General features: G+C 73.2%; 14 protein-coding genes. 7 read left to right on the top strand and 7 right to left on the bottom strand.

Features of this window, described 5'->3' with window-relative positions:
• Positions 1–88: 88 nt before the first annotated feature.
• The 4 genes from AB0D93_RS05095 to AB0D93_RS05110 all read right to left on the bottom strand — a co-directional run bounded on the left by AB0D93_RS05095 (position 89) and on the right by AB0D93_RS05110 (position 3,280).
• Positions 89–769, bottom strand: a complete 681-nt coding sequence (locus AB0D93_RS05095) for a response regulator transcription factor (protein ID WP_362113114.1) — start codon at positions 767–769, stop codon at positions 89–91.
• Entirely contained in the window at positions 766–1,986 is a 1,221-nt protein-coding gene (locus tag AB0D93_RS05100; protein WP_362113117.1) for a histidine kinase, read from the bottom strand. Before AB0D93_RS05100 ends, AB0D93_RS05095 begins: the two co-directional genes overlap by 4 nt.
• 190 nt (positions 1,987–2,176) lie before the next feature.
• Positions 2,177–2,455 (bottom strand): hypothetical protein, encoded by a 279-nt coding sequence (locus AB0D93_RS05105; protein ID WP_362113120.1) that lies wholly within the window; start codon positions 2,453–2,455, stop codon positions 2,177–2,179.
• Between the two features lie 33 nt (positions 2,456–2,488).
• Positions 2,489–3,280, bottom strand: a complete 792-nt coding sequence (locus AB0D93_RS05110; protein ID WP_362113123.1) for a PspA/IM30 family protein — start codon at positions 3,278–3,280, stop codon at positions 2,489–2,491.
• 236 nt (positions 3,281–3,516) lie between these two features.
• Between AB0D93_RS05110 and AB0D93_RS05115 the strand changes: the two genes are divergently transcribed.
• From AB0D93_RS05115 to AB0D93_RS05125, 3 genes are all read left to right on the top strand, one after another.
• Positions 3,517–4,146: a DUF3043 domain-containing protein gene (locus AB0D93_RS05115; protein ID WP_362113126.1), complete on the top strand. Its 630-nt coding sequence runs from the start codon at positions 3,517–3,519 to the stop codon at positions 4,144–4,146.
• An 83-nt stretch (positions 4,147–4,229) separates the two neighbouring features.
• A complete protein-coding gene (locus tag AB0D93_RS05120) occupies positions 4,230–4,931 on the top strand; it encodes a methyltransferase domain-containing protein (RefSeq protein ID WP_362113129.1) in 702 nt (233 codons plus the stop codon).
• A gap of 56 nt (positions 4,932–4,987) precedes the next feature.
• Positions 4,988–6,049 (top strand): trypsin-like peptidase domain-containing protein, encoded by a 1,062-nt coding sequence (locus AB0D93_RS05125; protein WP_362113132.1) that lies wholly within the window; start codon positions 4,988–4,990, stop codon positions 6,047–6,049.
• Between the two features lie 37 nt (positions 6,050–6,086).
• On the opposite strand, the gene AB0D93_RS05130 is transcribed toward AB0D93_RS05125, so the two are convergent.
• A complete protein-coding gene (locus AB0D93_RS05130) occupies positions 6,087–6,299 on the bottom strand; it encodes a hypothetical protein (RefSeq protein ID WP_055709718.1) in 213 nt (70 codons plus the stop codon).
• 80 nt (positions 6,300–6,379) lie between these two features.
• Between AB0D93_RS05130 and AB0D93_RS05135 the strand changes: the two genes are divergently transcribed.
• Complete coding sequence (locus tag AB0D93_RS05135) at positions 6,380–7,582, top strand: bifunctional adenosylcobinamide kinase/adenosylcobinamide-phosphate guanylyltransferase (protein ID WP_362113135.1); 1,203 nt, start codon at positions 6,380–6,382, stop codon at positions 7,580–7,582.
• 28 nt (positions 7,583–7,610) lie between these two features.
• Here AB0D93_RS05135 and AB0D93_RS05140 read toward each other — a convergent pair whose 3' ends face one another.
• Positions 7,611–8,594, bottom strand: a complete 984-nt coding sequence (locus AB0D93_RS05140) for a class I SAM-dependent methyltransferase (protein WP_362113138.1) — start codon at positions 8,592–8,594, stop codon at positions 7,611–7,613.
• Positions 8,595–8,727: 133 nt separating this feature from the next.
• On the opposite strand from AB0D93_RS05140, the gene cobT reads away from it, so the two are divergent.
• The 3 genes from cobT to AB0D93_RS05155 all read left to right on the top strand — a co-directional run bounded on the left by cobT (position 8,728) and on the right by AB0D93_RS05155 (position 12,530).
• Positions 8,728–9,834 carry a nicotinate-nucleotide--dimethylbenzimidazole phosphoribosyltransferase gene (gene cobT, locus AB0D93_RS05145; protein ID WP_362113141.1) on the top strand — a complete coding sequence of 369 codons (1,107 nt, stop codon included), beginning with the start codon at positions 8,728–8,730 and terminating at the stop codon, positions 9,832–9,834.
• A 136-nt stretch (positions 9,835–9,970) separates the two neighbouring features.
• Positions 9,971–11,767 carry a phosphatidylglycerol lysyltransferase domain-containing protein gene (locus tag AB0D93_RS05150; RefSeq protein ID WP_362113144.1) on the top strand — a complete coding sequence of 599 codons (1,797 nt, stop codon included), beginning with the start codon at positions 9,971–9,973 and terminating at the stop codon, positions 11,765–11,767.
• Positions 11,768–11,777: 10 nt separating this feature from the next.
• The gene (locus AB0D93_RS05155) at positions 11,778–12,530 is read left to right on the top strand and encodes a hypothetical protein (protein ID WP_362113147.1); all 753 of its coding nucleotides are present in this window, start codon (positions 11,778–11,780) and stop codon (positions 12,528–12,530) included.
• Here the strand turns inward: AB0D93_RS05155 and AB0D93_RS05160 are convergent.
• Positions 12,470–13,234, bottom strand: a complete 765-nt coding sequence (locus AB0D93_RS05160) for a hypothetical protein (RefSeq protein WP_362113150.1) — start codon at positions 13,232–13,234, stop codon at positions 12,470–12,472. The genes AB0D93_RS05155 and AB0D93_RS05160 overlap by 61 nt on opposite strands.
• Between the last annotated feature and the right edge of the window lie 13 nt (positions 13,235–13,247).

Consider the following 13,247-nt stretch of genomic DNA (forward strand, 5'->3'; position numbering starts at 1 on the left):
CCGTAAGCCCTGGGTCCATTTCCTTATCCCGGCCCTACTCCGCCCGCAGTACGCCGGGGTGGAGACCCGCGGTACGCCCGGGTGGAGATCACTCCGTCCTCGGACGTACCAGCCCCGACTCGTACGCGATCACCACGAGCTGTGCCCGGTCACGCGCGCCCAGCTTCGCCATGGCCCGGTTGACGTGCGTCTTCACCGTCAGCGGGCTGACCGCGAGCCGCTCGGCGATCTCGTCGTTGGAGTGGCCGCCGGCGACCTGGACCAGCACCTCGCGCTCCCGCCCGGTGAGCGCGCCGAGCCGCTCGGACCGCGCCGGGTCGCGGCCGTCGTCGCCGTCGCCCTGGGCGAGGAAACGGGCGATCAGTCCCTTGGTGGCGGCCGGCGACAGCAGGGCCTCGCCACCCGCCGCGATACGGATGGCGTTCAGCAGTTCCTCCGGCTCGCTGCCCTTGCCGAGAAAGCCGGAGGCGCCCGCGCGCAGCGCCTGGACGACGTAGTCGTCCACCTCGAAGGTGGTCAGGATGACCACGCGGACCTGGGCGAGGGACGGCTCCTCGCTGATCATCCGGGTCGCGGCGAGCCCGTCCGTCCCGGGCATCCGGATGTCCATGAGGACCACGTCGGCGGCCCGCTCCTGGGCCAGCCGGACCGCCTCCGCTCCGTCGGAGGCCTCCCCCACCACCTCCATGTCGGGCTCGGAGTCGACCAGCACCCGGAACGCGCTGCGCAGCAGAGCCTGGTCGTCGGCGAGCAGGACACGGATCGTCATGCGGTCTCCCCCGGGGCCGTCGTACGGGTCTTGAGGGGCAGGATCGCATGGACGCGGAAACCGCCGCCGTAGCGGGGCCCGGTGGTGAGGGTGCCGCGCAACGCGGTGACCCGCTCCCGCATGCCGAGCAGTCCGTGCCCGCCGCCCGCCCCGGGCACACCGGCCGCGCCCGCGCCGTCGTCCAGCACGGTGACCTCGATGTTCGGCCCCACCCGTACGACGCTGACCTCGGCCTTGGCCTCCGGCCCGGCGTGTTTGCGCACGTTGGTCAGGGCCTCCTGGACGATCCGGTAGGCGGCCAGGTCGACGGCGGCGGGCAGGTCGGTGCCCTGGTCGGCGCGGGCCACCTGCACGGGCAGGCCGGCGTTGCGGAAGGTGCCGGCCAGCTCCTCCAGCCGGCTGAGGCCGGGGGCGGGCTCGGTCGGGGCCTCGGGGTCACCGGACTGGCGCAACAGGCCGACCGTGGCGCGCAACTCGTCCAGCGCGGAGCGGCTGGCCTCGCGGACGTGCGCCAGGGCCTCCTTGGCCTGGTCGGGCCGCTTGTCCATGACGTGCGCCGCCACCCCGGCCTGCACGTTCACCAGGGCGATGTGATGGGCGACGACGTCGTGCAGGTCGCGGGCGATGCGCAGCCGCTCCTCGGCGACCCGGCGGCGGGCCTCCTCCTCGCGGGTGCGCTCGGCTCTCTCCGCCCGCTCCCGGATGGCCTGGACGACCGCGCGCCTGCTGCGTACGGCGTCCCCGGCGGTGGCGCCGATGCCGGTCCAGGCGAGCACGCCCAGGTTCTCCTGCGCGTACCAGGGCAGCGGGCCGCCGAGCATGGCGGCGGCCGTCAGCACGGTCATGGTGAGCAGGCCGACGCGCCAGGTGGTGGTGCGGTCGGTGGTCGCGGCGACGGTGTACAGGGCGATGACGGCGGACATCGCGACCGGGGCGCGGGGGTCGCCGGTGACGCACTCGACCACGGAGAGGACGCCGGTGACGGCGAGGACCGCCTTGGGGGCGCGGCGGCGGAAGACGAGCGTGGCCGCGGCGAGCAGCATGAGCAGGAGGCTGAGGGGGTCGGGGGTGCGGATGCCCCAGGTGACGCCGTTGGTGCCGCGGGGGGTCACGAAGGACCCCGCGATCATGCACACCAGCACGCCCGCGGCGAGGGCCGCGTCCAGCGCGAGAGGGTGCGCTTTCAGGCTGCAGCGGGCGCGGTCGAGAGTGCTCACGGTGGCAACAGTACGGGGGCTTCGCGGCGCGCTGTACGGGCGAGCGCCCCGGGCCGTGGGGCGACCGGCCGTCCGACGGAGTGTCAACTGCCAAGCGCCGTCGGCCGGATACCCGCTGTCCTCCCGGGACGGTGACCGCCTCCGGCCCGCGTGTGCCGACCCGGAACCCCGGCCCCGGACCGGACCGGCGTCAGCCCGGGATCAGCCCGTCGTCGCTGAGCATCTCCCGGACCTCCTCCAGCGAGGCGTCCGGCGCGGGGAGGATCAGCTCCGAGGGCTCCAGGGCGTCGGCCGGCAACGGCGTGCCGAGCCGGCGGACGGAGTCGAGGAGAGCGCCGAGCGTGCCGCGGAAGCCCGCCGCGTCGCCGCTCTCCATCTCCGCCAGCAGCTCGTCGTCGAGCTTGTTCAGCTCGTCGAAGTGGGCGTCGGCCAGGTTCCACTGGCCCTCCCCCATGATCCGTACGATCACGTCGGCCTCCTCGGCTCGGGCCCCGGCGCCGGACTACTGCTTGTCGAAGCGCGGGGTGTCCTGCGGCTGCTGCTGGGTCTGCCCCTGCCCGGCGCCGCCCTCGATGGCCTGCTGCGGGGAGCCTCCGGCCAGCTCGGCCTTCATGCGCTGCAGTTCCAGCTCCACATCCGTACCACCCGAGAGCCGGTCCAGCTCGGCGGCGATGTCGTCCTTCGCCGTGCCCGTCGGGTCGTCCAGGGCACCGGAGGCGAGCAGCTCGTCGATGGCGCCGGCCCGCGCCTGGAGCTGCTGCGTCTTGTCCTCGGCGCGCTGGATGGCGAGGCCGACGTCGCCCATCTCCTCGGAGATGCCGGTGAACGCCTCGCCGATGCGGGTCTGGGCCTGGGCCGCGGTGTAGGTGGCCTTGATGGTCTCCTTCTTCGTACGGAAGGCGTCCACCTTGGCCTGGAGGCGCTGGGCCGCCAGGGTGAGCTTCTCCTCCTCGCCCTGGAGGGTGGCGTGCTGCGTCTCGAGGTCGGTGACCTGCTGCTGCAGGGCGGCGCGCCGGGACAGCGCCTCGCGGGCGAGGTCCTCGCGGCCGAGCGCGAGCGCCTTGCGGCCCTGGTCCTCCAGCTTGGTGGACTGCTGCTGCAGCTGGTTGAGCTGGAGTTCCAGGCGCTTGCGGCTGGTCGCCACGTCGGCGACGCCGCGGCGGACCTTCTGCAGGAGCTCCAGCTGCTTCTGGTACGAGTAATCGAGGGTCTCGCGCGGGTCCTCGGCCCGGTCAAGGGCTTTGTTCGCCTTCGCGCGGAAGATCATCCCCATACGCTTCATGACACCGCTCATGGGCTTCGCGCGCCCCCTTCTGACGGACTCCAGCTCACAGATCCTGCGACAGGACCCACAGTACGGGCCCTGACTCCATTACCGCACTGTTCGGGGACGGATGCGCTCATCCCCAAGAACGACTGCGGACCGTATCGCTCCGGCGCAGGGAGTAGGTGACCCCCTGGCGGAACGCCCCCTCTGTCCCCCTACAGACGTCCGGTGTTGCCGGATCGTTCCCCGCCGGGCTGGGGTCCATGCCGGTGAAGCCCTTACCCTTGGGTTTTGTGTTCCGTAGCCGTGCCAAGGACGAGAAGGCCCCGACCGCCGACAAGGCGCAGGTGAACCTCTCCAAGCAGCCCCGTGACCCGCAGGCCCCGAAGGGCAGGCCCACGCCCAAGCGCAGTGAGGCCCAGTCCCAGCGGCGCAGCGTGGCCAACACGCCGACCAATCGCAAGGAGGCCGCCAAGCGCCAGCGCGAGGACCGGCGCCAGGCCCTGGAGCGTCAGCGCCAGGCGCTGGCCAGCGGTGACGAGCGCTATCTGCCCGCCCGGGACAAGGGCCCGATCCGCAAGTTCGCCCGCAACTGGGTGGACTCGCGGTTCAACGTGGCGGAGTTCTTCCTGCCGCTCGCCGTGGTGATCCTCGTGCTGAGCGTGGTGCGGGTGCCGGCGATCCAGTCGATCGCGCTGCTGCTGTGGCTCGTGGTGATCGTGCTGATCGTGGTGGACGCGGCGATCAGCGGCTTCCGTCTGAAGAAGCGGCTCAAGGAGCGCTTCCCGGACGAGAACACCCGTGGCGCGGTCGCCTACGCCCTGATGCGCTCCCTGCAGATGCGCCGGCTCCGGCTGCCGAAGCCGCAGGTCAAGCGCGGAGAGCGGCCCTGAGCGCAGACGCCTTCACCGGGGACGCGGCGCAGGCCTGGCTGAACAGGCTGGGCGGACTGCGTGATGTCGTACGGCAGGAGCTGGTGGCCCGGCAGCTGGACGAGCAGATGGCCGGACGGTTCCCGGTCGGGCAGCGGCTGCGGATCCTCGACGTGGGGATGGGCCAGGGCACGCAGGCGCTGCGGCTGGCCCGGCTCGGCCATCAGGTGACCGGGGTCGAGCAGGACGCGACGATGATCGCCGCCGCGCGTGAGGCGCTGGCCGCGCAGCCGGAGGGCATCCGCGAGCGGGTGCGGCTGGTGCAGGGCGACGGGCGGGACACCGGTGTGCACTTCCTGCCGGGCGGCTTCGACGTGGTGCTGTGCCACGGGGTGCTGATGTACGTCGAGGAGCCGGACCCGCTGGTGGCGGGCCTGGCCCGGATGCTGGCGCCCGGCGGACTGCTGTCCCTCCTCGTCCGCAACGGCGACGCGCTCGCCATGCGTCCGGGCCTGTCCGGTGACTGGCCGGGCGCCCTGGCCGCGTTCGACACCAGCGGCTACCGGAACCGCCTCGGCCTGGACGTCCGGGCCGACAGACTGGCCTCGCTCACCGCCACCCTCGCCGGTATCGCGGCCCCGCTGCACGCCTGGTACGGCGTGCGGGTCTTCACGGACACCGCGGCGGACGAGGCGGAGATCCCGGACGACCTGGAGACGCTGCTCGCGGTCGAGGAGCGGGCCGGGCGCACGGATCCCTACCGCGGGGTGGCGGCGCTGCTGCATCTGTGTGGCGTACGGGGCTGAATCCGTTCGGGTCAACAACGCGGGCCGGTTGATCGCCGCGCGGTGAGACTCGGGGTATGGACGCTTCCCTCAGCCGTGCCCTGCGGAAGGTCGGCGCCGCGGCCGCGTTGGTGTGCTGCCTGGCCGCCGGCTGTACCGCCGCCGATCCGCAGGCCCAGCAGAACACCGGGACGACCGCGCCGGCGGCCGTGCCGATGGACGCGAATGGTCTGCAGAGCGACTACCAGAAGGTCATCAAAGAGGTACTGCCGTCGGTCGTGCAGATCGAGGCGAGCCGCGAGCTGGGCTCGGGGGTGGTGTACGACGACAAGGGACACATCGTCACCAACGCGCACGTCGTCGGGTCGGAGAAGACCTTCCGGGTGACCACGGCCAACAGCGAGCAGCCGCTCACCGCGAGACTGGTGTACTCCTATCCCGGGCAGGACCTCGCCGTGGTGAAGCTGGACAAGATGCCGGCCGGGCTGAAGCCGGCGGAGCTGGGCGATTCCCGGAAGGTGGAGGTCGGCCAGATCGTGCTGGCCATGGGCTCGCCGCTCGGGCTGTCGTCCAGCGTGACCGAGGGCATCGTCTCGGCGACCGGACGGACCGTCAGCGAGGCCGGCGGGGGCTCGGGCGCGACGATCCCGAACATGGTGCAGACCTCGGCCGCCATCAACCCCGGCAACAGCGGCGGCGCCCTGGTCAACCTGGCCGGGCAGGTCATCGGCATCCCGACGCTCGGCGCCGCCGACCCCGACCTCGGAAACAGCTCGGCACCCGGCATCGGGTTCGCCATCCCGGCGTCGATGGTGAAGACGATCGCCGACCAGATCGTCGACCACGGCAAGGTCGTCGACTCGGGGCGGGCCGCGCTCGACATCACCGCGCGGACGGTCGTGGACGAGCGCTACCAGCCGGCCGGGGTGGCGGTGGTCAGCGTCAAGAGCGGTGGCGCGGCCGACAAGGCGGGCATCAGGCCGGGCGACACCATCACCAAGGTGGGTGACCAGCCGATCACGACCATCACCTCCCTCGCCGTGGCGCTGGCCGCGGACAAGCCGGGTCAGAAGACCACGGTGACCTACCAGCGGGCCGGCAGCGAGAGGACGGCGGAGGTGACGCTGGGCCAGCAGTGACGAGGGGTACGGCCCGGGCCGTACCCCTCCGCGCCGGTTACGCCGCGTCGGCGTGCAGGCTCATCGGCCCGTAGATCTCGGTGTTCTCCTCGAACAGCCGCACCTGGTCGGCGCCGCCCTCCAGGAGCGCCTTCCAGTGCTCGCCGATCCAGGACTCGGCATCCCCCTGCGTGGTGAACTCCTCGGGCTGCACGGCGGGCTGGACCTCCGTCCCGTCGGCCTTCTCGAACCGCCACGTCCATGCCGTCATGTGGGCCTCCTTTGATCCAACACCTGCTGGAAGACTAGCCGGAAGCGCGAGAGCTGATCAGACGGGCGAAAATCGATTCCGTGGAAGTGACTCTGCTCGGTACCGGTGCCCCCGCCGGACTGCCCCGGCCCGACTGCCCCTGTGCCTCCTGCGCGACCGCGCTGGGGCCGGACGCGCGGGCGGACACCGCCGTGCTCGTGGACGGGACGCTGCTGCTCGACCTGACGCCGGGCGCGGCGTTCGCGGCGGCGCGGGCCGGCCACTCGCTGGGCGGCGTGCGCCAGGTGCTGCTGTCGCATCCGCACGACGGCCCGGCGGTGGAGGTGCCGGCCGGGGTGCCGCAGCCCGGGCGGGTGCCGGACGGGCGGGAGTTGGCGCTGCTGACGGGGCATCGGGTGCGGGCCCTCGCGATGGACGCGGGCGGCACCGGGTACGCGGTGACCGGTCCGGACGGGCAGCGGCTGCTGTACCTGCCGCCGGGCGGGGCGCCGGCGGGGCTCGAGGACGCGACGGCGGAGTCGTACGACATGGTCCTCCTGGACGTCGTGGGCCGCCCGGACGCGCTGGCGCGGCTCCGGGCGGTCGGCTCGGTCGGCCCGACGACGGACGTGGTCGCCGTCCACCTCGACCACGACGTGCCGCCCGGCCCGGAGTTGCGGCGCCGGCTGGCGGCGGCCGGGGCGCGGACGGTGCCGGACGGTACGACACTGACGGTCGGCGTGTACGAGGACGTGCCGGACGTGCCGCGCCGGACGCTGGTGCTGGGCGGGGCGCGCTCGGGCAAGTCGGTGGAGGCCGAACGGCGGCTGGAGTCCTTCCCGGACGTGCTGTACGTGGCGACCGGCGGCACGCGGGGCGGGGACACCGAGTGGGCGGAGCGGGTGGCCGTGCACCGGGAGCGGCGGCCGGGGTCGTGGCGTACGGCGGAGACGACGGACCTGGTGCCGCTGCTGCGCGCGGACGGGCCGCCGTTGCTGATCGACTGTCTGTCGCTGTGGCTGACGGACGTCATGGACTCCGTGGGGGCGTGGGACGACGCGGAGTGGGCGGGCGGGGGTGAGAAGTCCCTGCGGGAGCGGGTGGGCGAGCTGACGGAGGCCGTGCGCGCCACCCGCCGGACGGTGGTGGCCGTGTCGAACGAGGTGGGGTCGGGGATCGTCCCCGCGACGGCGTCCGGCCGCCGGTACCGGGATGAACTCGGGCGGCTGAACGCGGCGTTCGCGGGCGAGTGCGAGCAGGTGCTGCTGGTGGTGGCCGGGCAGGCGCTGGTGCTGCGGGGCTGACCGGCCGACGGGTGCCGTGCTGCGGTGGCTACGGCGCGTTCCTGCGGGCCACCATGCGGTACGCGTTGGAGAACGGGGTGCGGCGGAGCAGGGGCGCCAGGATGTTGTCCAGCACCCAGGCCACGTCGGCCACGGGGGCTGCGGCCGCCCTCAGCAGGGGGTGCGCGGGCGCGAGCACCAGGTTCACGGCGGCCGAGAGGTCGTAGGGGATGTGGGGGGTGCGCCGGTCCGTGACCAGGATCGTGCAGCCCTGCCGCTCCAGTTCCGCGCGGAGGTTGGCCCGCGGCACCAGGTGCAGGTGGCGGGGCTGGCCGTACGGAAGCCACCACCTGCCGAGCAGGGCGGCGAACGCGCAGCGCGGGTCGGCGACCTCGACGACGAGGTGACCGCCGGGCCGCAGGACCGTCAGGGCCGCACGGAGTTCGGCGCGCGGGTCGGGGGTGTGCTCCAGGTGGCGGAACATGCTGACCACGTCGTAGCGGGCGCGCAGGCGGGCCGCCGTGCCGGGGGTGGTGAGGAAGCCGCGGTGGGCCTCCTCCACCCGCTCCTCCAGGAGGGCCTGTTCCACCCGGCCCGTCGGGTCCAGGCCGTCGAAGCTGGTGTACGGGAAGAACTCCTTGGCCGCCTCGGGGAAGCGGGCGTGGCCGGTGCCCACGTCCAGCCAGCTCTCCGGTTCGGGCAGCGCCGAGAGTTTGTGGGCGGCGGCACGGTGCCGGCGGCGGACGGCGTGGTCGGACAGGACGCGCGCGGCGAACTCCTCCAGCCGGCGTTCGTAGGACTCCCGGTGGAAGAAGGCGAGTCCCTCCGCGGTGAGCCGCGGGTTCTGGAAGACGTGGCCGCACTGGCGGCACTGCTCGAGGACGAACGTGCCCGCCCGGTCCCGCAACGGGTCCCTCGCGCGCATCCGTGTCCGCAGGTTCCTCCCTCCGCACCAGGGGCAGTCCGCGCGGCGCGGCTCGTGGAAGTGGTCCGCGACGGCGGGTGTGGTCCGGGTCGGGGTCGAGGTCGACATGGGCGGCTCCCTGGGCGACATTCCGCAGCAAACCGGAACGTATGGGATCCCGATCTTGGGTGCAATGACGTTGTGGGGGTGTGGTGGCCATGTGGCGCGGAAGCGTTCGTTCTCGGGCGGTACTGTTCGGCGAATGAGCAGGCTTAATCTGGACGACTTCACCGATCTGATCGAGCGCCCGGACGGGGGCGTGCGCCGTGACGCCGAGGCCCGGCGGGAGCGCCAGATCGTGCCGCCCGGGGCGCTGGGCCGCCTCGACGAGCTGGGCGAGTGGCTGTCCGCCGCGCAGAGTGCCGTACCGGTACGGACCGTGGAGCGGCCGCGGGTGATCCTCTTCGCCGGTGACCACGGCGTCGCCGAGCTGGGCGTCTCGGCGCGTCCCGCGGGCGGCGCGGAGCAGCTGGTGCGGGCCGTGCTGGAGGGCGCGAGCCCGGTGTCCGTGCTCGCGCGCCGGCTTCAGGTGCCCGTACGGATCGTCGACATGGCCCTGGACTGCGCGCCGGACGCCTTCCCGGAGGACGTCGTGCGGCGCCGGGTGCGGCGCGGCAGCGGCCGCATCGACATCGAGGACGCGCTCACCCTGGACGAGGCCGAGGCGGCGCTGCGGGCGGGCGTCGCCGTCGCCGACGAGGAGGCCGACTCCGGTACGGACCTCGTCGTGCTCGGCGACATCAGCGTGGGCGGCACCACGGCCGCGGCGGTGCTGATCGCCGCGCTGTGCGGGACCGACGCGTCGGTGGTGACCGGGCGGGGCGGGCTCGCGATCGACGACCTGGCGTGGATGCGCAAGTGCGCGGCGGTCCGGGACGCGCTGCGGCGGGCGCGGCCGGTCCTCGGGGACCAGCTGCAGCTGCTGGCGACCGTGGGCGGGGCGGACCTCGCGGCGATGACCGGGTTCCTGCTGCAGTGTGCGGTGCGGAAGCTGCCGGTGATCCTCGACGGGGTCGTGGCCGCGGCGTGCGCGCTGGTCGCGCAGCGGGTCGCCTTCCGGGCTCCGGACTGGTGGCTGGCCGGGCACGACAGCGGCGAGCCGGGGCAGGCGAAGGCCCTGGACCGGATGGCCCTGGAGCCGCTGCTGGAGCAGGGGGTGAAGGTCGGCGAGGGCGCGGGGGCCCTGCTGGCGCTGCCGTTGGTGCGCAGCGCCGCCGCACTGGCCGCCGAACTGCCCGAGAGGCCGGGGACCGAGAAGGAGCCGGAGGCGTCGGAGGAGTCGGAACAGCCGGAAAAGGCCCAGGAGTAGACGGGTTTCGGCCGGTTCGGTGCTTCCGGGCACCGCCGTGCGGGCCGGGCGGCGGTGCGGCGGGGAAGCGCGGCAGGCGCCGTCGCCAGGCGGAAAAGTGCGGTTGGCCCGGGCAACGCCCATATGATCCTGACCCATGGGAGATGCCCGAATTGCCGCGCCGTTGCACGCCGAGCCGGGGCGCCCGGGTGAGGAGGGACGGCGGTCCACCGGGGCCTCCCGGCGGGCCGCCGCCTTCGCTGTCTGGTATCTGCGGACCGTCGCCTTCATCAACTTCCTCAGCGCGGTCTGGGTCTCGCTCGGGCAGGACGTGCGCCGGCACAACCAGGACGACTTCTTCACGCCGTACCTGCTGACGGCCGGCTTCGCCTCGGGCGTGTTCACCGCGTTCCTGGCGATCACCATGCGGCGCAGAAAGCGGGCCGCCTGGATCCTCAACATGGTGCTCAGCGGGGCCTTCCTCTCCCTGTTCGCGTTCGCCATGGCGTTCCCGGAGATCCGGCGGTACGGGCAGAACTGGGTCTCACTGGTGCTCACGGCCGCGTTCGTCGGCGCGCTGCTGGTGGGCCGCCGGGAGTTCTACGCCAAGGGCGACCGCTCCAACCCCCGGCTCGCGGCGACGGTCGCCGTCGGCGGCGGGCTGGCCGCGAGCCTGCTCGCCGGCCTGCTGGTGACGGTGACCAACCAGGCGGCGCAGGCGGCCCGTTCGACCTTCCCGGAGCGCTGGCACTACGGCACCCTGCGCCTGGTGTCGGTGGCCGCCGAGGGCTCCCGCTTCCCGGGGATCGACCCGCCCAACTGGGCCAACGTCGCGATCAACGTGCTCAGCACGGCCCTCGTCCTCGCCGTGTTCTACGCCGCGTTCCGCTCCCGGCGCGCCGTGGACCCGCTCACCGAGGACGACGAGAAGCAGCTGCGGGCCCTGCTGGAGCGGCACGGCGAGCGGGACTCGCTGGGCTACTTCGCGCTGCGCCGGGAGAAGAGCGTCGTGTGGTCGCCGACCCGGAAGGCGGCCGTCGCCTACCGGGTGGTCGGCGGGGTGAGCCTGGCCTCCGGGGATCCGCTCGGGGATCCGGAGGCGTGGCCGGGCGCGATCGCCCCGTGGCTGGTGCAGGCGCGGGCCCACGGGTGGATCCCGGCGGTGATGGGGGCGAGCGAGGAGGCCGGGACCGTCTACGCCCGGCACGGCCTCGACGCCCTGGAACTCGGCGACGAGGCGATCGTGGAGGTCGCCGACTTCACCCTGGAGGGCCGGGCGATGCGGACGGTCCGGCAGGCGTACAACCGGGTGAAGCGGGCCGGGTACCAGGTGCGGATCCGGCGGCACGAGGACATCCCGGCGGACGAGATGGCGTATCTCGTCGAGCGTGCGGACGACTGGCGGGACGGCGCGACCGAACGCGGCTTCAGCATGGCGCTCGGCCGGCTCGCCGATCCCGAGGACGGGCAGTGCGTGATGCTGGAGTGCACGGACGCCGGGGGCCGGCTGCGCGCCGTGCTGTCGTTCGTGCCGTGGGGGCCGCACGGGCTGTCCCTGGACCTCATGCGCCGTGACCGGGACTCCGACAACGGGCTGATGGAGTTCATGGTCATCGAACTGCTGCGCCGGGCCGGGGAGATCGAGATCACCCAGGTGTCACTGAACTTCGCGATGTTCCGCTCGGTCTTCGAACGTGGCGCACGCCTCGGTGCCGGCCCGGTGCTGAGGCTGTGGCGGTCGCTGCTCAGCTTCTTCTCCCGCTGGTGGCAGATCGAGTCGCTGTACCGCGCCAACGCCAAGTACCGGCCCATCTGGGAGCCGCGGTTCCTGCTCTTCGAGAAGAGCGCGGACCTGCTGCGCATCGGCCTCGCCTCGGCCCGCGCGGAGGGCTTCCTGGAGGCGCCGGGACTGCCGAAGTGGCTGCACCGCAGACACCTGGAAACGCACCGATGAGGAACGTCCGATGAGAGCGCTCGCCCGCTGGGCCCGTGAGGAGTGGGGGCTGCTGTACGTCACCGTACGGGAGACCCTGCTGAACCGGCGTCTGCGGGCGGCGCCGATGACGGTCGCGGCGGTGTGTCTGACCGCCCTGCTGCAGTACGTGCAGAACCAGTCCTGGGGCTACCAGTTCGTGCAGAACGCGGGCGCCGTACGGGCCCAGGACCCCCTGTGGCTGGCCGTGCTGCGCACCCCGCTGTCGCTGTTCGTGCCGGCGCTGGACCTGCCGGTGTGGGGCGCGCTGGCACAGATCCTGCTGGTGTTCGGGATCGCCGAGATCTGCATCGGCTGGTGGCGGACGCTGGTCATCGCGTACGTCGCCACGCTCGCCGGGACCCTGTACGCGCGCGTCGGCATCTCGTTCGGCGCGCACGCCCCGTTCGGGCTGCCGTGGACGGACGCGCAGGTGGTGGACACCGGTCCGTCCGCGGCCGTGGTGGGGCTCGCCGTGTTCGTCAGCTGGCGGTACGGCGCCTATCTCACCTCCGGCGCGGTCACCCTGGCGATGGTCGCCGAGGTGCTGGTCAAGGAGAACCTGGCGGGCAAGGAGCACCTGGCCGCGCTGATGGCGGTGGGGCTGCTGTGCCTGCTGGTCGCGGTACGGCACCGGTACGGGTTCCGGCCGCGCCGCGTGTACCGCCCGCGGGTGCGGCCGCCTCAGCGGCGGTCGGACAGCCGGGCCGGGCGCGGGTCGGGCCTGCCGCCGATCAGGTCCTGAAGGGCGCGGGTGCGCAGGGCCCAGCGGCGGTCGTGGTGGTAGGCGCGCAGGGTGGCCCTGGCGCGGGCGTGGGGACGGCGGCCGTAGAAGCGGCGGGCCCACGGGGAGCCGGGGCGGGCCAGCCGGACGGCACCGACCAGCGCGACCAGCGGCACGACCGCCCCGAGGACCGCGACCCGCGCCTTGCCCTTGCTCAGGGCGACGAGCGCGAAGAGGAAGTTCATGAGGATGGTGGTGAGGGCACCGCCGCGGTCCTGGAGCTCCTGCGCGGACAGGTCGTTGACGCCGAACGGGGAGAACCCGGCGAGCAGCAGCCCGACGAGCGCGGCGGTGAGCACGACGACCTCGACGCTCTTGCGGCCCTCCTCGGTCCAGTAGACGTCGTTGAGGTGCAGGATCAGCGCGAACTCGTCCAGGACCAGCCCGGCGCCCATGCCGAAGACCACGGCGGCGACGGCACTGCCCGCGCCGTGCCGGTCACTGGCGACGGCGCCGAAGCCGCCGACGACGGTGAGGACGACCCCGGGCACGACGTGGTGGATGTGCAGCCCGCCGGCCCTGACGTTGCCGAACGGGCCCCGGCCGGCCCGGATCAGCCGGGTGATCACCCGGGTGACGACGAACGTGAACACGAAGGCGGCGAGGGCCAGCAGCAGCGGGAGTTTGCCCGGTTCGACGATGTCCCGCACCCACCAGTGCCCCATATGCGCACCTTAT

Origin of the sequence: Streptomyces sp. NPDC048191, from assembly GCF_040652655.1 — a bacterium.
Taxonomy (GTDB): Bacteria; Actinomycetota; Actinomycetes; order Streptomycetales; family Streptomycetaceae; genus Streptomyces.

Bases quoted from the DNA above. Each gene is read 5' to 3' on its own strand.
- AB0D93_RS05095 (WP_362113114.1), bottom strand. From the start codon at position 769: ATGACGATCCGTGTCCTGCTCGCCGACGACCAGGCTCTGCTGCGCAGC.
- AB0D93_RS05110 (WP_362113123.1), bottom strand. From the start codon at position 3,280: ATGAGCGGTGTCATGAAGCGTATGGGGATGATCTTCCGCGCGAAGGCG.
- AB0D93_RS05115 (WP_362113126.1), top strand. From the start codon at position 3,517: ATGCCGGTGAAGCCCTTACCCTTGGGTTTTGTGTTCCGTAGCCGTGCC.
- AB0D93_RS05125 (WP_362113132.1), top strand. From the start codon at position 4,988: ATGGACGCTTCCCTCAGCCGTGCCCTGCGGAAGGTCGGCGCCGCGGCC.
- AB0D93_RS05130 (WP_055709718.1), bottom strand. From the start codon at position 6,299: ATGACGGCATGGACGTGGCGGTTCGAGAAGGCCGACGGGACGGAGGTC.
- AB0D93_RS05140 (WP_362113138.1), bottom strand. From the start codon at position 8,594: ATGTCGACCTCGACCCCGACCCGGACCACACCCGCCGTCGCGGACCAC.
- cobT (WP_362113141.1), top strand. From the start codon at position 8,728: ATGAGCAGGCTTAATCTGGACGACTTCACCGATCTGATCGAGCGCCCG.
- AB0D93_RS05150 (WP_362113144.1), top strand. From the start codon at position 9,971: ATGGGAGATGCCCGAATTGCCGCGCCGTTGCACGCCGAGCCGGGGCGC.
- AB0D93_RS05155 (WP_362113147.1), top strand. From the start codon at position 11,778: ATGAGAGCGCTCGCCCGCTGGGCCCGTGAGGAGTGGGGGCTGCTGTAC.
- AB0D93_RS05160 (WP_362113150.1), bottom strand. From the start codon at position 13,234: ATGGGGCACTGGTGGGTGCGGGACATCGTCGAACCGGGCAAACTCCCG.